24 protein-coding genes and 2 pseudogenes are annotated in these 23,799 nt (G+C 70.5%); 10 read left to right on the forward strand and 16 right to left on the reverse strand.

The genetic code is table 11. The annotated features are described in order from the left end of the window. Together FV242_RS24810 and croR are read right to left on the reverse strand one after the other, a co-directional pair. A pseudogene (locus FV242_RS24810) lies at positions 1–372 on the reverse strand (RNA methyltransferase); the annotation flags it as partial. Position 373: 1 nt separating this feature from the next. Then, positions 374–847: a 3-hydroxybutyryl-CoA dehydratase gene (croR, locus tag FV242_RS24815; RefSeq protein WP_147857469.1), complete on the reverse strand. Its 474-nt coding sequence runs from the start codon at positions 845–847 to the stop codon at positions 374–376. A gap of 178 nt (positions 848–1,025) precedes the next feature. On the opposite strand from croR, the gene FV242_RS24820 reads away from it, so the two are divergent. The 3 genes from FV242_RS24820 (at position 1,026) to FV242_RS24830 (ending at position 3,568) form a co-directional block, all read left to right on the forward strand. Next, a complete protein-coding gene (locus FV242_RS24820; protein ID WP_147940792.1) occupies positions 1,026–1,646 on the forward strand; it encodes a cation transporter in 621 nt (206 codons plus the stop codon). 8 nt (positions 1,647–1,654) lie between these two features. Continuing rightward, a complete protein-coding gene (locus FV242_RS24825) occupies positions 1,655–2,509 on the forward strand; it encodes a metallophosphoesterase (protein ID WP_147940793.1) in 855 nt (284 codons plus the stop codon). A 174-nt stretch (positions 2,510–2,683) separates the two neighbouring features. Then, positions 2,684–3,568 carry a transporter gene (locus FV242_RS24830; RefSeq protein ID WP_147940794.1) on the forward strand — a complete coding sequence of 295 codons (885 nt, stop codon included), beginning with the start codon at positions 2,684–2,686 and terminating at the stop codon, positions 3,566–3,568. A 12-nt stretch (positions 3,569–3,580) separates the two neighbouring features. Here the strand turns inward: FV242_RS24830 and FV242_RS24835 are convergent, their stop codons facing one another. Both FV242_RS24835 and FV242_RS24840 read right to left on the reverse strand, forming a co-directional pair. Then, positions 3,581–3,895: a TM2 domain-containing protein gene (locus tag FV242_RS24835; RefSeq protein ID WP_147940795.1), complete on the reverse strand. Its 315-nt coding sequence runs from the start codon at positions 3,893–3,895 to the stop codon at positions 3,581–3,583. Positions 3,896–3,991: 96 nt separating this feature from the next. Next, entirely contained in the window at positions 3,992–5,437 is a 1,446-nt protein-coding gene (locus FV242_RS24840) for a homospermidine synthase (protein WP_147907506.1), read from the reverse strand. A gap of 374 nt (positions 5,438–5,811) precedes the next feature. Between FV242_RS24840 and FV242_RS34770 the strand changes: the two genes are divergently transcribed. The 4 genes from FV242_RS34770 (at position 5,812) to FV242_RS35730 (ending at position 10,723) form a co-directional block, all read left to right on the forward strand. After that, the gene (locus tag FV242_RS34770; protein WP_187278556.1) at positions 5,812–5,988 is read left to right on the forward strand and encodes a hypothetical protein; all 177 of its coding nucleotides are present in this window, start codon (positions 5,812–5,814) and stop codon (positions 5,986–5,988) included. A 102-nt stretch (positions 5,989–6,090) separates the two neighbouring features. After that, positions 6,091–6,759, forward strand: a complete 669-nt coding sequence (locus FV242_RS24845) for an invasion associated locus B family protein (protein WP_147907505.1) — start codon at positions 6,091–6,093, stop codon at positions 6,757–6,759. Positions 6,760–6,899: 140 nt separating this feature from the next. Then, complete coding sequence (locus FV242_RS24850; protein ID WP_147940796.1) at positions 6,900–10,244, forward strand: hypothetical protein; 3,345 nt, start codon at positions 6,900–6,902, stop codon at positions 10,242–10,244. A gap of 323 nt (positions 10,245–10,567) precedes the next feature. Next, complete coding sequence (locus FV242_RS35730) at positions 10,568–10,723, forward strand: hypothetical protein (RefSeq protein ID WP_246692865.1); 156 nt, start codon at positions 10,568–10,570, stop codon at positions 10,721–10,723. Between the two features lie 9 nt (positions 10,724–10,732). On the opposite strand, the gene FV242_RS24860 is transcribed toward FV242_RS35730, so the two are convergent. The 6 genes from FV242_RS24860 to FV242_RS24885 form a co-directional block, all read right to left on the reverse strand. Next, positions 10,733–12,187, reverse strand: a complete 1,455-nt coding sequence (locus FV242_RS24860; RefSeq protein ID WP_147940797.1) for a TadE/TadG family type IV pilus assembly protein — start codon at positions 12,185–12,187, stop codon at positions 10,733–10,735. After that, entirely contained in the window at positions 12,172–12,933 is a 762-nt protein-coding gene (locus FV242_RS24865) for a TadE/TadG family type IV pilus assembly protein (RefSeq protein WP_246692866.1), read from the reverse strand. The genes FV242_RS24860 and FV242_RS24865 overlap by 16 nt, the downstream gene beginning before the upstream one ends. After that, entirely contained in the window at positions 12,933–13,478 is a 546-nt protein-coding gene (locus tag FV242_RS24870; RefSeq protein WP_147907502.1) for a TadE/TadG family type IV pilus assembly protein, read from the reverse strand. Before FV242_RS24870 ends, FV242_RS24865 begins: the two co-directional genes overlap by 1 nt. Before the next feature lie 178 nt (positions 13,479–13,656). Then, positions 13,657–14,361 (reverse strand): flagellar type III secretion system pore protein FliP, encoded by a 705-nt coding sequence (gene fliP, locus FV242_RS24875; protein WP_147907553.1) that lies wholly within the window; start codon positions 14,359–14,361, stop codon positions 13,657–13,659. A 77-nt stretch (positions 14,362–14,438) separates the two neighbouring features. Beyond that, complete coding sequence (locus FV242_RS24880; RefSeq protein WP_147907501.1) at positions 14,439–15,506, reverse strand: flippase-like domain-containing protein; 1,068 nt, start codon at positions 15,504–15,506, stop codon at positions 14,439–14,441. Between the two features lie 101 nt (positions 15,507–15,607). Next, entirely contained in the window at positions 15,608–16,039 is a 432-nt protein-coding gene (locus tag FV242_RS24885; protein WP_246692867.1) for a hypothetical protein, read from the reverse strand. A 194-nt stretch (positions 16,040–16,233) separates the two neighbouring features. On the opposite strand from FV242_RS24885, the gene FV242_RS24890 reads away from it, so the two are divergent. Together FV242_RS24890 and FV242_RS24895 are read left to right on the forward strand one after the other, a co-directional pair. Beyond that, the gene (locus tag FV242_RS24890; RefSeq protein WP_147907500.1) at positions 16,234–17,547 is read left to right on the forward strand and encodes a capsule biosynthesis protein; all 1,314 of its coding nucleotides are present in this window, start codon (positions 16,234–16,236) and stop codon (positions 17,545–17,547) included. Positions 17,548–17,648: 101 nt separating this feature from the next. Next, complete coding sequence (locus FV242_RS24895) at positions 17,649–17,930, forward strand: hypothetical protein (protein ID WP_147907499.1); 282 nt, start codon at positions 17,649–17,651, stop codon at positions 17,928–17,930. Positions 17,931–17,936: 6 nt separating this feature from the next. Here FV242_RS24895 and FV242_RS24900 read toward each other — a convergent pair whose 3' ends face one another. Next, positions 17,937–18,632 carry a helix-turn-helix transcriptional regulator gene (locus FV242_RS24900; RefSeq protein WP_147940798.1) on the reverse strand — a complete coding sequence of 232 codons (696 nt, stop codon included), beginning with the start codon at positions 18,630–18,632 and terminating at the stop codon, positions 17,937–17,939. Between the two features lie 198 nt (positions 18,633–18,830). On the opposite strand from FV242_RS24900, the gene FV242_RS24905 reads away from it, so the two are divergent. Continuing rightward, the gene (locus tag FV242_RS24905; protein WP_147940799.1) at positions 18,831–20,090 is read left to right on the forward strand and encodes an MFS transporter; all 1,260 of its coding nucleotides are present in this window, start codon (positions 18,831–18,833) and stop codon (positions 20,088–20,090) included. 25 nt (positions 20,091–20,115) lie between these two features. Here the strand turns inward: FV242_RS24905 and FV242_RS24910 are convergent, their stop codons facing one another. From FV242_RS24910 to FV242_RS24930, 5 genes and pseudogenes are all read right to left on the reverse strand, one after another. Then, positions 20,116–21,477 (reverse strand): sigma-54 dependent transcriptional regulator, encoded by a 1,362-nt coding sequence (locus tag FV242_RS24910; RefSeq protein WP_147907496.1) that lies wholly within the window; start codon positions 21,475–21,477, stop codon positions 20,116–20,118. A gap of 79 nt (positions 21,478–21,556) precedes the next feature. Beyond that, on the reverse strand, positions 21,557–21,889 hold the full coding sequence (gene fliN / locus FV242_RS24915; protein WP_147856538.1) for a flagellar motor switch protein FliN: 333 nt from the start codon (positions 21,887–21,889) through the stop codon (positions 21,557–21,559). A 9-nt stretch (positions 21,890–21,898) separates the two neighbouring features. Continuing rightward, on the reverse strand, positions 21,899–22,510 hold the full coding sequence (locus FV242_RS24920) for a FliH/SctL family protein (RefSeq protein ID WP_187278557.1): 612 nt from the start codon (positions 22,508–22,510) through the stop codon (positions 21,899–21,901). Beyond that, on the reverse strand, positions 22,507–23,553 hold the full coding sequence (locus tag FV242_RS24925) for a flagellar motor switch protein FliG (protein WP_147907494.1): 1,047 nt from the start codon (positions 23,551–23,553) through the stop codon (positions 22,507–22,509). The genes FV242_RS24920 and FV242_RS24925 overlap by 4 nt, the downstream gene beginning before the upstream one ends. 24 nt (positions 23,554–23,577) lie before the next feature. Next, positions 23,578–23,799, reverse strand: a pseudogene (locus FV242_RS24930) (flagellar M-ring protein FliF); the annotation flags it as partial.

Raw genomic sequence — 23,799 nt, forward strand, 5'->3', positions numbered from 1 at the left:
GGCCGGCGGCACGAGGTCGGCGGGGGCGGGCTCCGAGTCGCGCAGGCCCACCGCCAGCACGCCGCGATGGATCGGGAAGCCGGTCACCGTGCTCATCACCGCCTTGGCGGCGAGATAGACCGGCGGCCTGTCCGAGCAGGCGGCCACGTCCGGGGCGAGGCCCGGCCAGCGCTCCGGGGCGAGCAGGATCGATTCCGCCCGGAAGCGGGTCCGCGGGCCGAGCAGCAGCCGCAGGGTGACCTCGCCCTCGGCGATGAAGCGCCGGGAGCGGCCTACGAGGTCGCGCTCCCGCATCTTCGTGTAGGGTTCGAGGCGCGGGTCGTCCGGGTCCGCGATGGTCTCCGCGGCGACCGTCTCCCCGGCCCCGCCCATGTCAGCTCTGCTTGCGCTCGGCGCGGACGGCCAGCGGGTCTGCCTCGGCCTTGGTCGGCACCTTCACCAGCGCCTCGCCGTCGAGCACGGTCTCCCCGGCCACCGAGCAGCGGCAGGCGAGGCGGGCCCGGCGACGCTCCGGCATCAGCTCGGCGACCGTGACGGTGACGTCGACGATGTCGCCGATGCGCACCGGCGCCCGGAAGTTGAGGGTCTGCGAGATGTAGACCGCCCCCGGCCCCGGCAGGCGGGTGCCGAGCACCGCCGAGATCAACCCGGCTGTGTACAGGCCGTGAGCGATGCGGGTGCCGAACGGCGTGCGGGCGGCGAAGTGCTCGGACAGGTGGATCGGGTTGCGGTCGCCGGTGATCTCGGCGAATCCGACGACGTCGGAGGACGCGATGGTCTTCGAGAGGGTTTCCGACAACCCGACCTCGAGATCCTCGAAATAGAGCACGCGCAATTCGGGCAGCATGGCTCGGCAGACCTCCGGTTCCGGCCGGTCGCAACTCTGGCGCGGCCGGCTCAACAAGACCGCGTCGCACGATCGCGCCGCCGAATCCACCCGGACGACGGCGCAGGATCCTTGAACTTTCTTGAGGCGCGGCCAGGGTTTTCTCAACAGCGGCTCGACAGGCGCCCCGCACTCGGCGATGACGCGCCCCGTGACCGCTGAACCCGCCGCCCGTCCCGAGCCGCCCGCCCTGCGCCCGGTCGTCGCCCGCGTGGCGGCGCTCAACCTCGGCTATTTCGGCATCGAGATCGCGGTGGCGCTCGCCATCGGATCCGTGGCGCTCATCGCCGACAGCCTCGATTTCCTCGAAGACGCGGCGATCAACCTGCTGATCTTCGCCGGCCTGTCCTGGAGCGCGCGCAACCGTGCGCGCCTCGGCACCGCCATGGCGTTCATCCTGCTCGTGCCGGCCCTGGCGACCGCCTACGCCGCCTATGAGAAGTTTGCCGACTTCGTTCCTCCGTCGGCCCTGCCGCTGACGCTGACCGGCCTCGGCGCGCTCGCGGTGAACCTCACCTGCGCGCTGATGCTCGCCCGGCACCGGTCCGGCTCGGGCAGCCTGACCCGCGCGGCTTATCTCTCGGCCCGCAACGACGCCTACGCCAACCTGGCGATCATCGCGGCCGGGCTGGTCACCGCCCTCCATCCGAGCCCCTGGCCGGACCTCGTCGCGGCGGCCGGCATCGCGGTCCTCAACGCCGATTCCGCCGCCGACATCTTCCGGGCCGCCGCGGCCGAGCGTCGGGCCGCTGCGAAATAGGCACCCTCATGCGCATCTTCCCCATCTCCGATCTCCATCTGGAGCGGCGGCGGCTCGACCTGATCGCGCTGCCAAAGGAGCCGTTCGACCTGCTCGCCTGCCCGGGGGACCTCTACGAGGGGCATCCCGAGCGGGGGCTGGCGGCTCTGATCCACCTGGCGCAGGGCAAACCGATCGTCCTGGTGCCGGGCAACCACGAGCGTTACGCGCCGACCGGCGACCCGCGCACCGCGCCGGAGCTCCTGGCCGCTCTGGAGGCCGAGGTCGCCCGGGTGAACGCCCTCGGCGCGCGCATCCACCTGCTTCAGGGCGCCGAGGCTTGCGTGATCGACGGCGTGCGCTTCCTTGGCACGACCCTGTGGAGCGACTGGCGCCTCGCCGGCCGCTGGCTCGCCGCGGACGCACCCGGGCGCCCGGATGATCCGATCGCCTTCGCGGCCGCGCGCATGACCGATCCGGTGACGGGCTCCCGCGAATATCTCGGATCGATCCGCAGGGCCGATGGCGCCGCCTGGCAGCCCTCCGACGCCATGGCGGCGCACACGCAGGAGCGGGCCGCCCTGCACGCCGCGCTCGCCCGGCCGCACGATGGCCCGACCGTGGTGGTCACCCATCACCCGGCGAGTCCCCTGGCGGCGGACCGGTACCGGGACCAGCCCGGCGTACCCTGGTGGGTGCCGGCCTTCTACGCCAGCACCGCACTCGACGATCTCCCCGATGCCGCCCGGCCGGAGGCGTGGATCTCCGGCCATTTCCACGCGGGGCATGACATGCGGATCGGCCGCTGCCGCTGGGTTTCCAATCCGGTCGAAGGGCAAAGCTACCGGGCGGATTTCTCCGTGACGGTGGGGACGGCGGACTAGCGTGACCGCGACAGCGGAAAACGGTCGCGGCTGACTTAGTCCCGGCCTCATGGCCGCGCATGTCGAGTGCGTGTCGTTCCGCACGGCTTGGCCGTAGAGCCGGGATGCCGGCGGTTCGGCGGATCGTCCCACCCTGATCGGCCCCGCGTTCCGGGGCTCTAAATCGGGGTTCTGATGACCGGATTGAGCCTGGGATTACGCGGGATCGCGTCGGCTGCACTTGCTATCTACAGCGTGGGGGCGGCGGCACCCGCACGCGCTGCTTCCGCGGCCCAGCCGGGGCAGACGATCGGCCTGCCCGTGGGCGCGCAGCTCCCCGTGGGCCTGTACTTCGTGAACCTGTCGAGCTTCGGCTCGCGGAGCGCGCGGCCGGGCGATACCGCGACGAACGTCAACCTGCCGACCTTCGCGTGGGCGACGCCGTGGGAGATCGCGGGCGGGCGCCTGCAGTTCTTCGTCACCCAGCCGGTGGTGGCCGCCACCCTCCAGGGTGCGCCCTATCAGAGCGGCATCGGCCAGCCGCTGCTGGCGGCCCAGCTCGCCTGGGATCTCGGCCACGATGTCGGCGTCAGCTACTTCTTCGGCGGCTACCTGCCGATCGAGACGCGCTTCCTGACCCAATCCGCGTCGCTGACCCACCGATTCGCGATCAGCTACACCGGCCAGGAGTGGAACCTGACCGCGAACCTGCTCCACGGCATCTTCCTCGAGACGCGCTCGCCCTTCGGCGCCCTCTACCCGGACTACCTGAACCTCGACCTGACGGCGGCGAAGAGGTTCGGCAAGTGGCAGGTCGGTGCCGTCGCGTTCGGATCGAGCGACCTTCCGACCGGCGTGTCCAGCTACCGGCCGCAGGGGCAGATCGCTGTGGGCGGCCTGGTCGGGTACAATTTCGGGCCGGTGAACCTGCAGGCCTACCTCACCCGCGACGTGGCCCAGCGCAACTATCGCGGCCGCGAGACCCGCGGCTGGCTGCGGGTGATCGTACCGCTCTACCAGCAGGATGCGAGCGAGGTCGAACCGAACCGCACCCTTGTGACCCGCCGGCAGGCCGAGTAGCCGCGGCGAGGCTCAACCGTGCGTGGGCGAGGCCAGAGCGCGGCTGCCGGACGGGCTGAGTTCCCGCGTCAAGCGTGCGCGAAGGCCGGCCTGCTTGGCGCGCACCATGTCTGGGAGGAGGAACAGGTCGACGACGACCCAGATGAATCCGATCAGGATGCAGTTGAGGACGCTCTGAAGGATCGCAGAGCCTGTGCGCCCGAGATAAAACCGGTGCGCGGAGAAGACGCCCAAGAAAAACCAGAGCAGGTAGGCCAGGACGACGCTCGGCCCTTCGTTGGTCACGCGCTGCTCGATCAGGATCTTGTCTTGCGTGGTCGATTCCATTTGCCCCGAGCCCCCCGTTTTTACGGTTAAGCCTGGGGCAGCCGTTTGCCGAAAGCAGGATTGGGCCGGCGGGTTGATCCGCCGGCCCGGCCGTCGTCAGCCGTGCACCAGCACGTTGCGGAACTGCCAGGGATCGCTGGTGTCGATGTCCTCCGGGAACAGGCCCGGGCGGTCGGTGAGCGGGGTCCAGTCGGTGTAGACGCCCACGACCGGGCCGAGATACGGGGTCTGGACCTCCAGGCAGCGGCGGAAATCCATCTCGTCCGCCTCGACGATGCCGGCCTCCGGGTTCTCCAGGGCCCAAACCATGCCGGCGAGCACCGCCGAGGTCACCTGCAGGCCGGTGGCGTTCTGGTAGGGGGCGATCCGCCGGGTCTCCTCGATGGAGAGCTGCGAGCCGTACCAGTAGGCGTTCTTGGCGTGGCCGTAGACGAGCACACCCAGCTCGTCGATGCCGTCGACGATCTCGGTCTCGTCGAGGATGTGCTGCTGCTCCTGCACCTTGGCGGCCTTGCCGAACATCTCGTGGAGCGAGAGCACGGCGTCGTCGGCCGGGTGATAGGCGTAGTGGCAGGTCGGGCGGAAGACCGGCTTATCGCCCTCGCGCACCGTGTAGTAGTCGGCGATCGAGATCGCCTCGTTGTGGGTCACCAGGAAGCCGAACTGCGAGCCGGCGGTGGGTACCCAGCTCCGCACCCGCGTGTCGGCGCCCGGCTGCAGCAGGTAGATCGCGCAGCGCGAGCCCTTCTCCTGCTCGCGCGCATTGGCCGGCATCCAGGTCTCGTGCGTGCCCCAGCCGAGCTCGGCCGGCTGGTTGCCCTCCGAGACGAAGCCCTCGACCGACCAGGTGTTGACGAACACGCCCCGGGGCTTCGGGTTCTTGGCGCGCTGGGTGTCGCGCTCGGCGATGTGCACGCCCTTCACGCCCAGGGTCTTCATCAGGGCGGCCCAGTCGGCGCGGGACTTGGGCTCGGGCGTGGTGACGCCGGTATCCTTGGCGATGTTCAGGAGCGCCTGCTTGACGAACCACGAGACCATCCCGGGATTGGCGCCGCAGCAGGAGACCGCCGTGGTGCCGCCCGGCTTCTGGGTGCGGGCGTCGAGGATGTCCTGGCGCAGGGCGTAGTTGGTGCGGTCGCCCTGGCTGCGGTCCTTGTCGAAGTAGAAGCCCGGCCAGGGCTCAGCCACCGTGTCGATGTAGAGGGCGCCGAGCTCGCGGCACAGCTCCATGATGGCCCGCGACGAGGTGTCGACCGACAGGTTCACGCAGAAGCCCTGGCCGCCGCCCTCGGTCAGCAGAGGAGTGAGCACGTCGCGCAGGTTCTCCCGCGTCAGCGCCACCTTCTCGAAGCGCAGGCCGTGCGTCTCGGCGAGCGCCCGGTGGGTGTCGACCGGGTCGATCACGGTGAAGCGGGCGCGGTCGTATTCGAAGTGCCGCTCGATGAGGGGCAGGGTGCCCCGGCCGATCGAGCCGAAGCCGATCATCACGATGGGGCCGCTGATGCGGCCATGGATCGGGTGACGGGACGGCTGGTCGGTCATGCGGAAGGTCCTTGTCTGGCGGACGCCTGAGGTCCGCTCTTCGGCTCGCGAGCGGGTTATGGCGCGCGTGTGACAGTGGGGCGACAGGCACACGCCGCGCGGCCTGCATCGGCGCGTTCGTCGAATCGTGTCGTCGAGAAGGCCGCTCAATGGCCGTTCACCCGCTGGCGGTCAACCGCGCTGCACCATCGAGGGTTAAGGCGCCCTTGATCGAGCTGGGGCAACATCATGTTCGCAGTGCATGTGTCCTGCGCGCAATGGCCCGTGGCAGGTGTCGATCGCATGGCTCATATTGCGATGCAGCAAAGGCCTCCCGACAAGATCAATAGATCGAGGCCGAGGAAACGTCCGAGATCCTGATCTTCGGAGTCGTCATGCTCGCCATCATCGCCACACGCATCCCCGGCCCGGTCGCCGAGACCGCCGACCGCGATCCCGGCATCCTCACCCTCGTCTTCTCCCTGGCCCGCGTCGTCCGCCACGGGTCCAAGGCCGCCTTCGCGCGCCGCTGCGCCCTCGCCGAGGCCGCGGGCGGACCGAACCCGCTCTGAGGACGTGGCGACAGCACGGACCTGCGTCGCCGGGTGATTGCCTCGCCCCGATTGGGACGTTAGGCGGCTTTGCCGTCAATGGCCCTGGGGGATCGTGATTCCATGTCGACGTATCGAGCGGTCGTTCGCTTCAGTCTGACCGCGACGCTGCTGCTTGCCGTGCCGTTCGCGTCGCCGCGTGCCCAGGATGCCGAGCCCGAGGCACCCGCCGCTGCCAACGCGCCGGCCAAGGCCAAGCCTAAACCCAAGCCGAAACCGCCCGCCTCCAAGCCGGCCGCCAAACCGGCTGCCGCGCCCGCGCCTGCCGCAGCGCACGCGGCCTGGCCCACCGGTGCCAGCACCGTCAGCGAGAGCTACGGCGACTGGACGATGACCTGCACGCGCCCGAGCGAGAAGGTCACCTGCATCGTCGCGCAATCCCAGGGTGATTCGCAGACCGGCCGACGCAAGTTCGGCCTAGAACTGCAATCTCCGAACGACGGCCGCTCGGAAGGCATCGTGCTGATGCCCTTCGGCCTGTCGATCGAGGCCGGCGTGAGTTTCAAGCTCGACGAGCAGGCCCTCGGCAAGGGCGCACCCTACAGCATGTGCGTGAGCGACGGCTGTCTCGTGCCGATCAGCTTCCCCACCCTGGCGCTCGACGGCATGCGCAACGCCAAGACGTTGCTCGTGACCGGCCAGAAATCGAGCGGGAGCGAGCCCGCCACCATCACGGTGCCCCTCCAAGGCTTCCCGCAGGCCCTCGACCGCGCCGTGGCCCTCAGTGGCTGACATCGGGCGGATCGGATCTCGCCAATCCCCGGCTTACGGTTAAGCCAGCGTTAGCCGCCGTGCCGCAGGGTGGGTCCCAGTGTGGCGCCCGGCGCCGCGGCCCCGGTCGGGTCGCGCTCCGGGATCGGATCGGCGGGGCGATGGGCTCGGGGGGCAATCGATCCGGGATCTGCGGATATCTCGGCACGCGGCTGCTGCGCGTGTCGCTGCCCGTGCTCGCGCTCCTGGCGGCGATCGACCCGGCGCTCGCCGCGCGGCTGATCGCAGCCAAGGGCAGCGAGGCCGGCAGCGGACCCGGCGGCTACGGCCGGATCGTGCTCACCTTCGATAGGCCGGTCACCGTCAAGGCGAAGCTCGCCGGCGGCATCCTGCTGCTCGGCTACGGCGAGCGGGTAACCCCCGGTCCCGAGCGTATCGCCGAAGAGATGCCGGCCTTCGTGTCGATGGTCCGGCGCGACCCCGACGGGTCGGGCCTGCGGGTCGCCCTGCAGCGGCCGTACCAGGCCAACGTCCAGCTGGCCGGCGAGCGCGTCTTCGTCGACCTCCTGCCGGAGGGCTGGTCGGGCCTGCCGCCGCCGCTGCCCCCCGAGGTTGTGGCCGAGCTCGCCCGCCGGGCCCGCGTGGCCGAGGAAGCCCTGAAGGCGCGCATGCTCCCGCCGGCGCGCAAGGCCCTCGCGCTGGAACTCGCCCGGCTGCCGACCCTGACGCGCCTGTCGCTGCGCCTGCCCGACGAGGCGGTGGCGACCGTGAGCGCCGAGGGGCCGACGACGCGCCTGCGCGTCGCCGGTTCCTGGACGATCGATTCGAACGAGGCCCGGGGCCGTCCGCGGCCGGGTATCGCCAAGCTCGCCACCGAGTCGGACGAGAGTTCGGCCAGCATCCTGCTGACCCCCGCCGAGGGCTACACCGTCACGACGGAGCGGGAGGATGGGGCCTACACGATCGATGTCGTGAGCCGCACGCCACTCAAGGCCCCGGAATCGAAGGCGGCCGAGGTGCCGGGGCCGGCCGATGCGGGCGCCGCCAATCCTGTCGTGCCGGTTCCTCAGCCCACCCGAAAGGCCGAGGCTCCGGCCACCCCGGACGCCGCCCGCGAGGCGCCTCCGACCCGCAAGGCCGGTTCCGGCCTGGTCTTCCCGTTCACGACCTTGCCGCCCGCCGCCCTGTTCGAGCGTGGCGGCGTCGCCACGCTGGTGTTCGAGACCGCCGAGCCCGTCACCGCCCCGGCGGGCAACCAGGGCCTTGCACCGGTCGGAGCGCCGACCCGGACCGGACCGGTCACGGTCCTGCGCTTCCGGGTGCCGCCGGGCCGGCTGGTCGATCTGGCCGCGGTCACGACCGGAACCGGATCGGCCTGGGAGCTGTCGGCCGGCGACACGCTGAGCCCGAGCGACACGCTCGATCCGGTCCGGAAGCCGGATCCGTCCGGCCGGATCACCGTGTCCCTGGCGCTGCCCCGGCCCGGATCGGCCACCTGGCTCGACCTCGACGGCGAGCGCATCGCGGTGGTCGCCTCGGCGGCGCAGCGCGCGATCGGCAATCCAAAGAGCCGGCGCTTCGTGGATTTCGAGATCCTGCCGAGCCGGCACGGGCTCGCGGTGCTGGCGAGCGCCGACGACCTCGCGGTGCGACCCCAGCTCGACGCGGTCACGATCGGCCGGGAAGGCGGCCTTGCTGCCTCCACGGCCGCGCGCAAGCCCGATCCCGCCCTGGCCGAGGCCGGCACCCTCGCGGTTGCGCGCGAGCCCTGGGAGCAGGCGCGGATCGGGAACGTACGCGAGACCCTCCGGACGCTGGCCGGCACCGCCGCGATGGTGCCCCCGGCTGAGCGCGGGCCGGCACGCCTCGCGCTCGCCCGCGCCAACATCGCCAACGGGTTCGATCTCGAAGGCCTCGCAGCCCTGGAGGCGGCGGCAGCCGAGGATCCGCTGCTCGCCACCCAGCGCGACGTCGCGATCCTGCGCGGTTTGGCCCTCGTGCGCAGCGGCCGCAACGCCGAGGCCCTGAAGGCCCTGTCGGGGCCGCGACTCGCGAGCGACCCGGAGGCCGCCCTGTGGCGCGCGATGGCGTCGGCCGGTCTCGGCGACTGGAAGGCGGCCGAGACCGGCTTCCCCAACGCATTGCCGGTCGCCGATGGCTACCCCACGGACCTCGCCCAGCAGATCCGGGCCCAGGCCGCGGAGGCGGCGATCGAGAACGGCGACGCCGAGACCGCCGCCGCCCGGGCGGAGGACGCGGCCCACCTGCCGCGCTGGATCCGCGACCGGCTCGCCCTGGTCCGAGCCCGCGTCTCGGAGGCGACCGGCCAGGCCGACGCGGCGCTCGATGCGTATGCCCGATTGGAGCAAGTCGGCCAGCGGCCGGTGGCGGCCGAGGCGCAACTGCGCGGCACCCTGCTCGCCCGGGCCGCCGGCAAGATCGAGCCGGATGCCGCGATCGAGCGGCTGGAACGGCTGGCGCTGACCTGGCATGGCGGCCCCACCGAGACCGGCATTGCGGTCGGATTGGCGCGGCTCTACCTCGACGCCGGTCGCTGGCGCGACGCGTTCGCGGCCCTGCGCCGGGCGAACGCTATCGCGCCGAACGACACGGCCACGCAGGCGCTTTCCCGCGAGGTGCGCACCGCCTTCGAGAACCTCTATCTCACCGACAAGGGTGACCGGCTCACCGGGATCGAGGCCGTGGCGCTCTACTTCGATTTCCGCGAGCTGGCCCCGATCGGGCGGCGCGGGGACGAGGTGGTGCGCCGGCTGGCCGACCGCCTGGTCGGGCTCGACCTCCTGGATTCGGCCGCCGACCTGCTCCAGTACCAGATCGACAACCGGCTCACCGGTCCCGCCCGCTCCGCGGTGGCGGCCCGGCTCGCCACGATCCGGCTGATGGACGACAAGCCGATGCGGGCGCTGCAAGCCCTCGACGCGACCAACCTGCCCGAGCTGCCCGGCGAGTTGAAGCGCGCCCGCGCCCTGGTCCGCGCCCGCGCCCTCTCGGACCTGACCCGCACCGACCTGGCCCTGGAAACGATCGAGGATGAGAGCGGCCCCGATATCGAGCGGCTGCGGGCCGACATCTACTGGGGCGCCCGCCGCTGGCGCGAGGCCGGCGAATCGCACGAATCGCTGCTCGGCGACGCCTGGCGCGCCGGCCGGCCCCTCGACGTGCAGGCCCGGGCCGACGCGGTGCGGGCCGCCATCGCGTACGACCTCGCCGGTGAGGCGATCGGTCTCGAGCGGCTGAAGGCGAAGTTCTCCGAGGCGATGGCCGAGAGCCCCGACGCGCGCACCTTCGCGCTGCTCACGGGCGCCAACCCGACGAAGACCCCGGAATTCCGCGCCATTGCGGCCCGCGCCACCAAGGCCGACACCCTGTCGGCCTTCCTGGCCGAGTACCGCAAGCGCTATCCCGAGACCGCTCTCCCCGAACGCGGCGCGGCCGCGGGCGAGCGCCAGACCAGCGCAGAAGCCCGCGGCGCGCCCCCGGGCTGAGAGCCGGATGACGCTGGTGATCGCGCTGGTGATCGATCCGGACCGGTTCCTCGAAACCGGATCCGGCCGCCTCTGAACGCCGGAGCGGAACGCCGAGGCTTGGCGACAGACCCATGCGGCGCTCGAGCAGGCGCTGGCGGGCGGCGGCGTCCGGCGTGTCGTGGTCGTCTGCGGCTTGCAGGGCGCGGGCAAGTCGACCTGGATCGCCGCGCAGGCCGACGATGTCGGTCCCGTCTATCTCGACGCGGCTCTCCCGGGCGTTCGGCACCGGGCGCCGATCATCGCCGTCGCGCGCCGTCACGGCGTCCCCGTGGAGGCCCGTCTTGATCCGCGTTCCGCTCGACGTCGCGCTCGAACGGAACCGGCAGCGGCGCGCCGACGCGATCGTCCCCGAGGCGAGCATCCGCACGGTCGCCAGCCTGTTCGAGCCGCCGACCGTGGAGGAGGGGTTCTCGCGGGTGCGGATCGTCGAGGCCTGATCCGGGCGCCTATTGCGTCAGGCGTGCGACCTGAAGCGCTTTGTCGAACATCGCGTTGAGCGAGGTCGTGATGTCGTCTGGGCTGTTGGCCGTGTAGAAATATCCCGGTGACGCACAGCTTTGCACGGTCGCCGCCAGCGTCGGGTTCAATCCGTTGACCTTCTTGTTTTCTGCGGCGATGCCGCCGCCGTAATCCGTGAAGGCGATGCTGTTGTAGGGGATGTACAGGATCGAGACCGTCGCACCGGCCGATTTGAGCGCGGTGCAGAGTGACGGATCGATCTGCGCGGGAGACGAGCCGTCGAAGTCGCCGGCGGCGTAGCCCGGGAATTTCGAGGGGCTACCCGGGTAGTAGTATTTGCCGTTCTTGTTGATGGAATAGTGCTGGCCGTTCTGCATGCCGTCGGTGACCAGGAACACGAACGGTTTGCGGGCACCGGTGCTGGAGCCGTCCCCGAATCCGCCTGCATTGGTGATGGCGGCCTTCATTTGCGGCAGGACGACCTCGAAATGCGTTCCGCCGGCCCCCGTGCCGGTGCTCGGGTCCCCCCCCGTGGACAGCTGCGTCGTGCCGGTATCCAGAAGCTTGGTCAGGGCGAGCGGGTAGGGGTTCGTGTTGGCACAGTCGGCGACGGTGTTCAGGGTGGCGATGGAGCTGTTGATGTCGGCGAGCGTACCCATCTGGTTGATGAACGGGTACAGGCCGACGCGGTACTGGCTCGTCACCGACGGGTTGGCGGCCCGCTGGATCAACGAGCAGACCGCCGTGTTCAGTGCGTCCGAGCGCAGCTGTATCTTGCCGGCGGCAAGGGTCCAGCCGTTGTAGGTTTGGTAATGGCAGGCAAACTGGCAACCCTGCTTGTAGTCCGAACTCTTGTCGTTGTTCTGGCTCGCCAGCTTGCTCATGCCGGCGGTGGTCGCCGGCAGGCCCATCGAGCCCGACACGTCCAGCAGCAGGTAGAAATCGAGGTAGCTCGCGAGGTCGGCCGAGGCCGTGACCGTGTTGGAGAAGTTCGTGGTCGGGGTCCGGAAGATCTGCCCGAAATTGTTCTTCACCGTGGCGCTGTAGACGACCGTCGACACGAGCGTCTGGCTCTTGCGCGTGAGTTGCGGCGTCTGAAGCTGCACCTGCGCGAACGGCACGGTGCCGGCGTTGACCGTGAAGGCTTTCGACGCCTGCGCGATGCCGGCCGCGATGGCGTTGGCGGTGACGTTCGCCTGGCCCGGGTTGGCCGCGATGTAGGCCTTCGCGGTCGCCACCGCGGCGATGGCGGCCGCATCCGCGGCGGCGTCGAGCTTGGACTTGTCGGTGATCGCGACGCCGTAATCGATCCCGTAGCCGAGCAGGCCGACCATCGGCAGCAGGCTCAGGGCGAACAGGATCGTCACGTTGCCGGAGCGTGCGCCCGAGAGGCCCGCCGCCTGGGCGACGCGGCGCTGCACGCGGTTCAGAAGCCCGGGCATTTGGTGGCGATCCCATCGTTGCCCGCCGGGTCGAAATTGACCAGCGTGGCGTAGCGCGGCTGCACGTACATCGAGCGGGCGATCCGCACGGCGGGGATGAACCGCGCGCCGAAGGACGGCTTGAAGTTGAAGACGACGTCGATCGCCACGATCGATCCCGGCCCGAAGACCGAGCGGGGGAGCGTGGTGCGGTTCGGCGGGGCCGTGTCGGCGGCCGGAAGCTGCGGGACCGTGCAGGGCCGGTAGTTGCCCCCGCTGGTCCCCGAGCTCGTCCAGGCGACGGCGGCCGTGTAGCAGGCGCTCAGGTCGCCGCCGGTGCAGTTTGCCGCCGTCTGGGTGAACGCGACGGCGGCGTAGGTGATGGCGATGTCCTGCCACCATTGCAGACCCTGCCGCGGCGCGTCCGTCATCAGGTACGGGAACAGGACCAGGGCGGAATCGAAGCTGAAATGCAGGTCGGTGGCGTTGACGGTCGCCACCGTCGAGCCCGCGGGCGGCATCGCCTGGGACATCATCTGGCTGATCGACTGGGCGACCAGCCCGACCTTGCGGCTGGCGTTGATATACGTGATCAGCTGGGTCCCGCCGAGCATCAGGATCAGCAGCACCGGCAGGATCAGGGCGAACTCGATCGCGGAGACCGCCCGCCTGTCGCGCAGGAAGCCCTTCGCCGATGGCGGCTCGACCTGAGCCGGTCGCGATCCCGCGACGCGGGCCATCCGGTTCGTCGGCGTGCGCCCGCGCATCAGAACAGCTCGTTGCGGAACGCCGCCGTCGACACCGCCAGGTAGGCCGGGGCGCCATTGAACACCGCGCCGCCGCCCAGCATCTTCGCGAAGGCGGAGGGCAGGAACGTGATCGGATAGATCACCAGGAGGTACTGGTACTGTCCGCGCGTGCCGAGACTGTACTGGCCGGACCCGGGGGTCAGCGCCGGGATCGCCAGGCCGCTGACATCGGATCTCACGTAGCTGTAGTAGCCGCTCGACCCGCTTCCGGGCGGCACCAGGTACAGGTTCACCACGAGGTTGGCGCATGTCATCGAGGCCGGCAGGTTCCGGCACAGGGCGGTCTTGAAGCCGGCCTGATCGAGGGCGCTCGTCTGGGCGGCCCCTGTCAGGATCTGCCGTGCGGCGCGAGTCGTGGCATAGTCGAGCGACTGATTGATAAACAGGATCGTGGCTACGGTCATGATAAACAGAAGAGTCAGGATGAACAGCATCGCCACCAGGGCGAATTCGACCGCTGCGGCCCCTCTCTGATCACAAACATAGCGGCGCACGAGAAGCATGCGCTCTGTTAGCAAGAGATTGCTAAACCCGGGTTAAAACAGCCTTCGAGACTCTATACGTCTGCCTGGATGAATCTTGCGAGGTATCCGGCCTGACTGCAACCACCTAGCGCCGCGACGTCATTGTCCTGATCCACCTGCGTGCACTGAACCGGTGTCCACTTCGGCGGCGTGCGCTCTATCCGCCGTAGCTCTGGACCAGCGATCCGGCCACCAGGGTCCAGCCGTCGACCAGCACGAAGAAGATCAGCTTGAACGGCAGCGCGACGGTGGCGGGCGGCACCATCATCATGCCCACCGCCATCAGCACCGAGGCGACCACGAGGTCGATGATCAGGAACGGGATGAACAGCAGGAAGCCGATCTCGAAGGCGCGGCGCAGCTCCGAGATCATGAAGGCCGGGGTCACGATCTCGAGGCCGACATCCTCTGGCCCCTTCGGCACCGGCACCTTGGCGAGGTCGAGGAACAGCTTCAGGTCCTTCTCGCGGACGTTCTTCAGCATGAACGTCTTGAACGGCGCCGAGGCGCGCTCGAAGGCCTGAGCCTGCGTGATCCGCCCGGCGACCAGCGGCTCGATCCCGGCGCTGTAGGCCACGCGGCCGGTGGGCGCCATCACGAAGGCGGTGAGGAACAGCGCCAGGCTGACGATCACCGCGGTGGGCGGCGCGGTCTGGGTGCCGAGCGCCGAGCGCAGGATCGACAGCACCACGACGATCCGGGTGAACGCGGTCGCCATCACCAGCACGGACGGCGCCACCGCCAGGATCGTGATCAGCGCGACGAGCTGGAGCGCCCGCTCGGTGGTGCCGCCGGCGCCGAGATCGACGCTGAGGCTCTGGGACAGGGCCGGTCCGGCGGCCAGCACGGCCCCGGCCAGCATGGCGAGGCCCAGCAGCGTGCGGCGGTTACGGGCCGGGCGGCCCTGAGTGTCGCGATGCGGCGTGTCGGTCATCGGGGTCACGGGCGGTCGCAGGTGGGCGTCGCCGGCCGGACCCCCGTGCGCCGCGCCTCGAGGTTCTGCCAGACCAGGAGGGCCGGCAGGCCGAGCACGACATCGGGAACGCGGCGGGCGAGCGAGAGGGCGATCGCCGTCCCGGCATCGATGCCGAACAGGCCGCAGACCAGCACGAGGCCGCCCTCCTGCACGCCGAGGCCGCTCGGCACCAGGAAGGCCGCCGCCTTGATCGCCTGGCTCAGCGCCTCGATCACCAGGATCTCCGACAGGGTGACCTGATCGACGCCGATGCAGGTCAGCACGACCGCGACCTCGGCGGCACCGAGCAGCCAGGCGAGCGCGTGAAGCGCGAACGACTGCACGAGGCGGCCGCGCCGTCCCGCCGCCCAGACCGTGTCGAGCGCCCCCTGGATCCGCGGGGCGGGTTCCGGCCGCGCCTCCGTCTCGCGCACGAAGCGCCGGCCCAGGGCTGCGATACGGTCCTCGACCACGCGCACGATCCCGGTCCGCTGGAGCGCGAAGAACGCCCCGACCGCCAGTCCCGCCACCGCGAGGGTGCGCAGCGTCCAGTTCGCGAGCTCGGCGGCGGCCGGCCCCTCGACCTGGCTCAGCAGCCCGGCGCCGAGGCCTGCGAACAGCGCCAGCGTGCCCACCTGGAACAGCATGTCGGCCAGCACGGAGGCCGCAGCCAGCGAGCCGGCCACCCCCCAGAAGGTCAGGAGCCGCGCCCCGAGGACGTCGCCGCCGACCGAGGCCACCGGCAGCAGCACGTTGATGCCCTCGCGCACGAAGCGCAGGATCAGGCAGGCCGAAGCCGGGGCGGGCGACAGGCCATCGAGGATGCGGGCCCAGGCGAAGCCGCAGATCAGGACCACGAGCGCGCGGACCAGCGTGACGCCGGCAAAGCCGACGAACCCGATTCGCCCGAACGCCGCCGCGACTGCGGACAGATCGTTGGTTGCCACCAACCAGACCGCGAGGCCCAGGCCGATCAGCGTGCCGATCAGCGGCAGCCGGCGCAGCACGGCCAAGCCGACGCGACGCGCCGGGGCGGCGCGGTCGCCGCTCACGGCCGGACCGTGGGGGATGTGCGCCGAGTGGCGGGCAAGGGCGAGGGCTCCAGGTTGTGCCGGCCGGGAACTGGGCGGCGATTCGGTAGGTGGCACCGCCGCTAGGGACGTATTGGGGCCGAATTCGGGGGGCGCGGCTGCGGTAGCACGGGGCGCAGTACCGCGGCGAGGGCCTCCTCGGGCTTGGAATCGGGATCGAGCAGCACGACGCGGCCGGCCGCCAGGCTCGCCCCCGTAGCCACCGCCACCGCCCGCTTCGGGCAGGGTCCGAGGCAGCCGGACTCGACGATGCAGAGCTTGGTCCGGTCGGCGAGCAGCCCGTCCTTGGCGGCCTGCTTGGCCGCGCCCTTCAGCAGCGCCCGCACCGCGCGCGGACGCAGGCCCTGGCGCTTGGCGCATTTGGCGCACACCACCACGACCTCAGTCAGCTTGGTCTTGGCGAGCTGGGTCTTGGCGACCTGATTTTTGGCAAGCTTGGTCTTGTCGGCCTTCGCCGCGGCCGGGCGGCCGGGAGAGACGCTGGGGTCTGTCATCATCGGGAGACTGTACGGTGCGATACCGGGCCCGGCTACCTTGCCCGTCGCCGCGGTGCGGCCCGCCGGGGCGGGGTGGGGGGCGGGTGCCTTAAAAAGGGCCGAAAAGAACGGGATTCCGGAGCCGCGCACGGGCCGCCCTCCGGCCGGTTTCGCGGTGGCGGATCCGGCGCAGACCCAGGAACAGTGAGCGGATGAGCTTCGACGACGTCAAGGACGACACGCGCGAAGGCGAACTCGTGACGTTCGCGCCATCGACGATGACCGAGCTGCGCCACGGTGCCGAGACGATCCGTCCGGTGCCGGAGAAGCGTGGCGCCCGGGCTCTGATGGAAGCGGCACGCGAGCGCCTCGACTGGACCCGGCTGCCCGGCCTGAGCCGGCGCCGGGAGGACACGTCGAGCTATGGCGCGCGGGTGATCCGCCGGGTCGGCCTGTTCGTGCTGCTGCCGACCCTGGTGGTCGGCCTGTACCTGTTCGGCTTCGCCTCCAACCAGTACGTCGCCGAGGCCCAGTTCGCGGTGCGCGGCAACGTCGAGCCGATGGAGAACATCTCGCTCGGCCAGTACACGAACCTGATTCAGAAGCACAACAGCCAGGACAGCTTCATCGTCCGCGACTACATCGAGAGCCAGACGCTGGTCGAGGCTCTGGAAAAAAGCATCGGCATCTCGAAGATGTTCTCCCGCCAAGAGGCGGATTTCTGGGCCCGGTTCGACCCGAAGGATCCGGTCGAGGACCTCACCAAATACTGGCGCAAGCACGTCGAGGCGCATATCGACTCGATCTCGGGCGTGATTCGCCTGTCGGTGCGGGCCTTCACCCCCCAGGACGCCCTGACCATCGCCAACGAGGTGGTGACCCGGGCCGAGGCGCTGATCAACGACATCTCGAAGCGCGCCCAGGCCGACATGGTCAAGCAGGCCCAGGCGGATGCGACGGTGGCGCAGGAGCGCCTGCGCAAGGCGCATCTCGGGCTCCAGAGCTTCCGCAACCAGTGGGGCGTGATCGATCCGATCAAGACCGCCGAGGGGACGCTGACCACGCTCACGATCCTGCGCAAGGAGAAGCTCAAGCTCGAGACCGACCTGCAGGTCCTGCGCGGCTCGAACCTCGATGAGCGCTCGCGCTCGATCCAGACGCTGGCCTCCAACATCGCGGCGATCGAGCAGCAGATGAAGACGCTGCAGGACGAGCTGACCAATGCCGGCGCGGCCGCGGGCGGCGGCACCAACCTGACCGAGGCGCTGCTGCAGTACGAGGGCCTTCTGGTCGAGCGGACCATCGCCGAGAAGCTCGAGGAATCGGCGAACGTGCTGCTCGACCGGGCCCGCATCTCGGCCAGCAAGCAGCACATCTTCCTGGCGACCTTCGTGCCGCCGGTCCTGCCGACCGACAGCCTCTACCCCGAGCGGGGCCACAGCCTGATCGTGGCGTTCTTCTGCTTCTTCGTGCTCTGGAGCTCGTCCTCGCTCCTGATCGCTGGCATCCGCGATCAGCGGATGTGAGCCGACGCCGCGGGGTCTGGATCCCGCGGCGCGCGGTCTGTAGAGGGAGACGGCCCGGCCTCCCGGGCCTCCCCTGATCGATGAGCGAAGTCTAACGGTCCATGTCGGATTTCTCCGATCTCGTCGCGAAGGCGATCCAGCCCTCGATGAACCGGGCGGAGCGCGAGGCGGTCTACACGGTGGTGCGCCAGGCCGTGCTCCGCCTGCAGGAGCGCGAGGCGCTGCCCCCGGACGATCCGCGCGTCGCGCTGCAGCGCCACCTCGTCGAGGAGACGATCCGCGACGTGGAGGGCGACGTCGCCCGCTACGAATCCCTGCGCAAACTCGACGCGGCCTTCGCGGCCCAGACCGAGGCGCACAAGACGTCCCGCGGCGGACGCTGACGCGGTTCAGGGCGACGCGGGCGGCGTGATGTTGAACAGCGCGTGGAAATCGCGCCAGCCGGCGGGCGTGACATCGAGCGCCCGCGAGCCCGCCTGCCGCCGCACCCAGCCCCGTTGCAGACTGTGCGCGCAGAGGGCTGCGCCGAGCCGACCGGCGAGATGCGGACGGCGTTCGCTCCAGTCCAGGCACGGCCGGCACAGGAGCTTCGCTGGCCCGCCGGCCGCGACATCGAGTCCGAGGGCTGACAGACGATGCAGGCCCTCCGGCGTGACCACCGCTCCGTCGTCGGCGATCTCGACCCAGCTTCGCGTCACCAGCGCATCGGCGAGCCGGACGCCGAGCCAGCCAGCCATATGATCGTAGCAGGTTCGTGCGAGCCTCAGACGTGGATCCCGCGGTCCCGTCCGGGGCCGAACTGACGCGGCGTCGGAGGCGAGCCGCATGAGGCTTTCCAGCAACTGGGCAACCTCGGGGCTGGCGAGGCGGTGATACCGATGCCGCCCCTGCTTCGACATGGTCACGAGGGACGCCGCCGCCAACTGAGCGAGATGGCCGCTCGCAGTCTGCGGCGTGATCCCGGCGGCCTGCGCGAGTTCGGAGGCCGTCGATGCGCGACCGTCCATCAGGGCTTGCAGCATGGCCACGCGCGCCGGATCGCCCACCAGGGCGCCGACCTGCGCAACCGAGACAGTCGTCACCATCGCTCCACCTCGCACGCCGATCGTAGCGCGTTTCGGACAGCGACAGTTCGGTGTCCACCGAAGCAATCGGGCGGGTTCCTCCGGCATAGGCTTGGCTCGAGCCGGCGATCCCGATGGACGCCGAGGCCGAGCGCGGGGGCACCGGATCGGGCGGCGCTTCCCCTCGTCCAATCCATGTGCCCGTGCAGAGTTTCGAGCATGAACGCCGCATCGCAGTTCTATGGCTGGCGCGTCGTAGCGGCCGCCTTCATCGTCGCGGTGCTCGGCTGGGGCGTCGGATTCTATGGGCCGCCGGTCTATCTGGAAGTGGTCCGTCAGGCTCATGGTTGGCCGATCACCCTGATCTCCGGGGCCGTCACCCTGCATTTCCTGGTGGGCGTCGGCATCATCGCCAATCTGCCCGCGCTGCATCGACGTTTCGGCGTGCCCGCCATCACCTTTGCAGGCGCCGTGTTGCTGGCCCTCGGTGTCTTGGGATGGTCCTGGTCCGAAAGCCCCTGGCAGCTCTATGGCGCCGCGCTGCTGAGCGGCGCGGGCTGGCCGGCGCTCGGTGCCGCCGCCATCAATGCGATGATCGCCCCGTGGTTCGTCACGAAACGTCCGGCTGCGTTGAGCATGGCCTATAACGGCGCCAGCATCGGCGGGGTCGTGTTCTCTCAGCTCTGGGTTGCGCTGATCGGCTGGGTCGGCTTTCCGGCGGCAGCCTTGATCGTCGGCGCCGTCATGGTCGGCACCGTCGGGCTGCTCGCCTTGATCGTGTTCCCTCAGACCCCGGCTGCCAGGGGCCAAGGTCCCGATGGTGATGCGGGCACGGTCGAACGCACGGCTATCGACGACACGGCCCTGCACCTCACAGGACGTCTGACGCGCGACCGGGCCTTCCTGACGTTGAGTCTCGGCATGGCCTTGGCGCTGTTCGCGCAGATCGGCCTGATCGCCCAGTTCGTCTCCGTACTCGTACCGGCCCTGGGCACCCAAGGGGCGGGCCTGGCGGCCGGGCTCTCCACCGCCGCGGCCATCGCTGGGCGGATGCTCGTCGGCTGGTGCATGCCGGCCGGTGCGGATCGCCGCGCCGTCGCCGCGCTCAACCTGCTGATCCAGGCGCTGGGCTGCGGTGTGCTGATCCTGTCCGGCAGCACCGACGTCGCCCTGCTCCTCGTCGGGATCGTCCTCGTCGGGTTCGGCATCGGCAACGCGACCTCGCTGCCGCCGCTCATCGCGCAGGTCGAGTTCGCACGGGCCGATGCGCCGCGGGTGGTCGCGCTGATCGTGGCGGTCTCGCAGGCCGCCTACGCCTTCGCCCCGGCCCTGTTCGGCTTGCTGAGGCAGCTCGGATCGGACAACGCGATCTTCTGGGCCGCCGCCGCCATCCAGCTCGCGGCAAGCGGTGCCTATCTTGAAGGTCGCCGCGCGTGCAAGCTGCGACCGGGCGCAATCCGGCCGCTTCCAAGCGCGTGATACGGCCGTCCGTCCGAGAGGAGGCTCAGCCGTAAGCCGCGCTCGCCCGGGCGGCGCCGGGCTCGGCCACGTCGAGGCCGGCCGAGACGTACTCGTTGAGCTTGTTGCGCAGGGTCCGGATCGAGATGCCGAGGATCTTGGCCGCATGGGTGCGGTTGCCGAGGCAATGGTCGAGGGTGTCGAGGATCAGGTCGCACTCGACCTGTGCCACGGTCCGGCCGACCAGGCCGCGGGTGGCGGCTTCCGCGGCCTGCACGGCGCGGCCGGCCGGGCCCGCCGTGGCGATCGCCTCGCCGTCCGGCGACAGGATCGCGTCGGGGCCGATCTCGGGCCCGGAGGCCAGAAGCACCGCCCGGTGCAGGGTGTTCTCGAGTTCGCGCACGTTCCCGCGCCAGGGGTTCTTCACCACCAGCGCCCGCGCCTCGGCGCTGAGGGCGCGGGCCGGGACGCCGTTCACCTCGGCGTATTTCCGGGCGAAGTGGGCGGCGAGTTCGAGGATGTCGGCCGGCCGGTCGCGCAGGGCGGGCAGCTTCAGCGAGACGACGTTGAGGCGGTAGAACAGGTCCTCGCGGAACGTCCCCTTGCGGACCTCCTCCATCAGGTTGCGGTTCGAGGTCGCCAGCACGCGGATGTCGACCCGCACCGGGGCGGTGCCGCCGACCCGGTCGATCACCCGCTCCTGCAGGGCCCGCAGCAGCTTCGACTGCAGGCGCACGTCCATCTCGGAGATCTCGTCGAGCAGCAGGGTGCCGCCGTTGGCCTCCTCGAACCGGCCGATCCGTCGGGCGACCGCCCCGGTGAACGCCCCCTTCTCGTGGCCGAACAGCTCGGATTCGAGCAGCGCCTCGGGGATCGCCGCGCAATTGACCGAGACGAACGGCTTGCCGGCCCGGTGCGACTTCAGGTGGACGTGGCGGGCCAGCACCTCCTTGCCGGTGCCGCTCTCGCCGGTGATCAGCACGGAAGCCTCGGAGGGGGCGACCTGCTCGGCGAGCTTGACCACCCGCTCCATCGCCGGATCGCGCCACACGAAGGCCGCGCGGTCGGAGGCGACCGCCTCCAGCACCGCGGCGATCAGCTCGGGATCGGGCGGCAGCGGGATGTATTCCTTGGCGCCGGCCCGGATCGCCGCGACGGCGGTCTGCGCGTCGGCCGAGACCCCGCAGGCCACGACCGGGGTGCGGATCCGCTCGGCCTCCAGGGCGTCGACGAGGTCGCGCACCGCCAGCGACACGTCGATCATGATCAGGTCGGCGCCCTTGGCGCGCAGGACGTTGAGGCCCTGCGGGATCGCGTCCGCCTGCGTGACGGAGGCGCCGCGCCGCATCGCGATCTTGGAGGCGGTGATCAGCTCGCCGTTGAGCCGCCCGATCATCAGGAGCCGCATGGTTCGTCCCTCTCAAACATCGTGGCGCGGAGCGCGGGCCGCCTCGGCAAGGCGACGGTCTCCGCCGCAGATCAAAAAACTATTCGCCCTTGACGATCTCGGTCATCGTCACGCCGAGCCGGTCCTCGACGAGGACGACCTCGCCGCGGGCGACGAGTCGGTTGTTGACGAACACGTCGATCGCCTCGCCGACCTTCCGGTCGAGTTCGAGCACGGCGCCGGGGGCGAGCCGGAGCAGGTCGCCGATCGGCATGCGGGAGGAGCCGAGCACCGCCGAGACCATCACGGGCACGTCGAACAGCTGCTCCAGGTCGGCGGCCGTCTTCGGGGTCGTGGGCGTGTCGCGGATCGAGCCCGCGGCGTAGTCGGGGTCGTTCTCGCCGAGCTGGGGCAGGCTGAAATCGTCGGACATCCGGGCTCCTTACGGGGTCGGTGGCAGGCCGAGGGCGTCGGCGACGGCGGCCTCGATGCGAGCGCGCTCGCGCACGATGCCGCCGTCGGCCCATTCGATGCGGGCGTCGCCCGCGTGCATGTCGGGATCGCCCAGCACCACGAGGCGGCCCTCGTAGCCGCGTTCGCGGGCGAGCCGCTTCACCAGGGTTTCCGCTTCCTCGACCAGGCCGTCATGCACGCGCACCACCAGGTGGGGCACGCCGCGCAGGTGCTGGAGCGCCGCCCGGGCGGCCTCGCCGATGCTGGCGAGCGGGGCGGCGTCGAGCGCCTCGCCGGCGACCTTCCGGGCGATCAGCACCGCGACCTCGACCGCCTGCGCCTCGCGCTCGGCCTCGTGCGCGTCGGCCCGGACCAGGAGGGCGGTGGCGGCCTCGGCCAGGTGGTTCAGCGCGGCGGCGAGCCGGCCCTGGATCTGGGACTCGGCCTGGACCAAGCCCTCCTGGATGCCGCGGGCATGCGCCTCCGCCTCCGCGTGGGCGGCCGCCTCGGCGGCGCGCTGGGCCGCCGCGCTCGGGCGCGGGCTGCGGAAGTCGGTCTCGAACAGGAACGGCTTCGCGATCTGGGGCGAGGAGGCGTTCAATAGACCAGCTCCTCCTCGGCGCTGTTCTTGGCGATCATGATCTCGCCCTTCTCGGCGAGGTCCTTGGCGACCTCGGTCATCTTCGTTTGCGCCTCATCGACCTCCTTGAGGCGGACCGGGCCGAGCGAAGCCATCTCGTCCGTCAGGTTCTTGGCGGCCCGGGTCGACATCTGCCTCATGAAGAAGGCCCGGGTCGGCTCGTTGGCGCCCTTGAGCGCCAGGCACAGGGTCGCGCCGTCGATCCTCTGCATCAGGGTCTGGACGCTGCCCGGATCGAGCTTCAGCAGATCCTCGAAGGTGAACATCAGCTCGCGGATGCGCTTGGCCGAGCCGCGATTGGCCTGGTCCAGGGCGGCCAGGAACCGGCCCTCGGTCTGGCGGTCGAAGGCGTTGAACACGTCCGCCATCATCTCGTGGGCGTCGCGGCGCTGGGTCTGCGCGATGGTCGAGACGAACTCGACCCGCAGGGTCTCCTCGATGTGGCGCAGGGCCTCCTTCTGCACCGTCTCCATGCGGAGCATCCGGTTCAGGACGTCGATGGCGAAGTCCTCGGGCAGGATGGTGAGCACCTTGGCGGCGTAGTCCGCCCGCACCCGCGACAGCACCACCGCCACGGTCTGCGGGTACTCGTTGCGCAGGAACGAAGCCAGGATCTCCGGGTCGACCTGGGCGATCGAGGCCCAGACGCGCTTGCCCGAGGCGCCCTTGATCTCGGCCATGATCAGCGAGACCTGATCGGACGGGAAGATCTTCAGCAGCAGCGCCTCGGTGCGCTCGAAGTTCGACGAGATGCCGCCGCTGTTGCTGAGCTTCGTCACGAACTCGATGATCAGCTTCTCGACGGTGGCGACCTCCAGCGTGCCGAGCTGGACCATCGCGTGGCTGACCTTCTTGACCTCCTCCTCCTCCAGCATCTGCCAGATCTGGGCGCCTTCGGCCTCGCCGAGCATCAGCAGCAGCGCGGCCGCGCGCTGCGGGCCGGGCATCGTCGCGAAGGCGTCGCCGCCCTCGGCCGTCAGGGAATTCGCCAGACCTGCCGCCATCGTTCGTCCCCGATCCTCGACGCGCTACTCTTCTTGGATCCAGGTGCGCAGCACCTCGACGGTCTCGGCCGGGCTGGCCCGGACCATGTCGACGACCCGCTGCACCGTGTCGGCCTGGATCTGGCCGTTGATCTTCGCGAACTCCATCAGCCGGGCGGTCGGGTTGTCCCGCTCGATCAGCGTGACCGCGGCGCCCGCGCCGGCCGCCGCCGCGGCGTCGCCGAGGCCGCTGGGCCCCGCGAGCGC

This window comes from Methylobacterium sp. WL64, from assembly GCF_008039945.1.
Lineage (GTDB): Bacteria > Pseudomonadota > Alphaproteobacteria > Rhizobiales > Beijerinckiaceae > Methylobacterium.

Bases quoted from the DNA above. Each gene is read 5' to 3' on its own strand.
- croR (WP_147857469.1), bottom strand. From the start codon at position 847: ATGCTGCCCGAATTGCGCGTGCTCTATTTCGAGGATCTCGAGGTCGGG.
- FV242_RS24820 (WP_147940792.1), top strand. From the start codon at position 1,026: ATGACGCGCCCCGTGACCGCTGAACCCGCCGCCCGTCCCGAGCCGCCC.
- FV242_RS24825 (WP_147940793.1), top strand. From the start codon at position 1,655: ATGCGCATCTTCCCCATCTCCGATCTCCATCTGGAGCGGCGGCGGCTC.
- FV242_RS24830 (WP_147940794.1), top strand. From the start codon at position 2,684: ATGACCGGATTGAGCCTGGGATTACGCGGGATCGCGTCGGCTGCACTT.
- FV242_RS24835 (WP_147940795.1), bottom strand. From the start codon at position 3,895: ATGGAATCGACCACGCAAGACAAGATCCTGATCGAGCAGCGCGTGACC.
- FV242_RS24840 (WP_147907506.1), bottom strand. From the start codon at position 5,437: ATGACCGACCAGCCGTCCCGTCACCCGATCCATGGCCGCATCAGCGGC.
- FV242_RS34770 (WP_187278556.1), top strand. From the start codon at position 5,812: ATGCTCGCCATCATCGCCACACGCATCCCCGGCCCGGTCGCCGAGACC.
- FV242_RS24845 (WP_147907505.1), top strand. From the start codon at position 6,091: ATGTCGACGTATCGAGCGGTCGTTCGCTTCAGTCTGACCGCGACGCTG.
- FV242_RS24850 (WP_147940796.1), top strand. From the start codon at position 6,900: ATGGGCTCGGGGGGCAATCGATCCGGGATCTGCGGATATCTCGGCACG.
- FV242_RS24860 (WP_147940797.1), bottom strand. From the start codon at position 12,187: ATGCCCGGGCTTCTGAACCGCGTGCAGCGCCGCGTCGCCCAGGCGGCG.
- FV242_RS24865 (WP_246692866.1), bottom strand. From the start codon at position 12,933: ATGCGCGGGCGCACGCCGACGAACCGGATGGCCCGCGTCGCGGGATCG.
- FV242_RS24870 (WP_147907502.1), bottom strand. From the start codon at position 13,478: ATGCTTCTCGTGCGCCGCTATGTTTGTGATCAGAGAGGGGCCGCAGCG.
- fliP (WP_147907553.1), bottom strand. From the start codon at position 14,361: ATGCTGGCCGGGGCCGTGCTGGCCGCCGGACCGGCCCTGTCCCAGAGC.
- FV242_RS24885 (WP_246692867.1), bottom strand. From the start codon at position 16,039: ATGACAGACCCCAGCGTCTCTCCCGGCCGCCCGGCCGCGGCGAAGGCC.
- FV242_RS24890 (WP_147907500.1), top strand. From the start codon at position 16,234: ATGAGCTTCGACGACGTCAAGGACGACACGCGCGAAGGCGAACTCGTG.
- FV242_RS24895 (WP_147907499.1), top strand. From the start codon at position 17,649: ATGTCGGATTTCTCCGATCTCGTCGCGAAGGCGATCCAGCCCTCGATG.
- FV242_RS24900 (WP_147940798.1), bottom strand. From the start codon at position 18,632: ATGGTGACGACTGTCTCGGTTGCGCAGGTCGGCGCCCTGGTGGGCGAT.
- FV242_RS24905 (WP_147940799.1), top strand. From the start codon at position 18,831: ATGAACGCCGCATCGCAGTTCTATGGCTGGCGCGTCGTAGCGGCCGCC.
- FV242_RS24910 (WP_147907496.1), bottom strand. From the start codon at position 21,477: ATGCGGCTCCTGATGATCGGGCGGCTCAACGGCGAGCTGATCACCGCC.
- fliN (WP_147856538.1), bottom strand. From the start codon at position 21,889: ATGTCCGACGATTTCAGCCTGCCCCAGCTCGGCGAGAACGACCCCGAC.
- FV242_RS24925 (WP_147907494.1), bottom strand. From the start codon at position 23,553: ATGGCGGCAGGTCTGGCGAATTCCCTGACGGCCGAGGGCGGCGACGCC.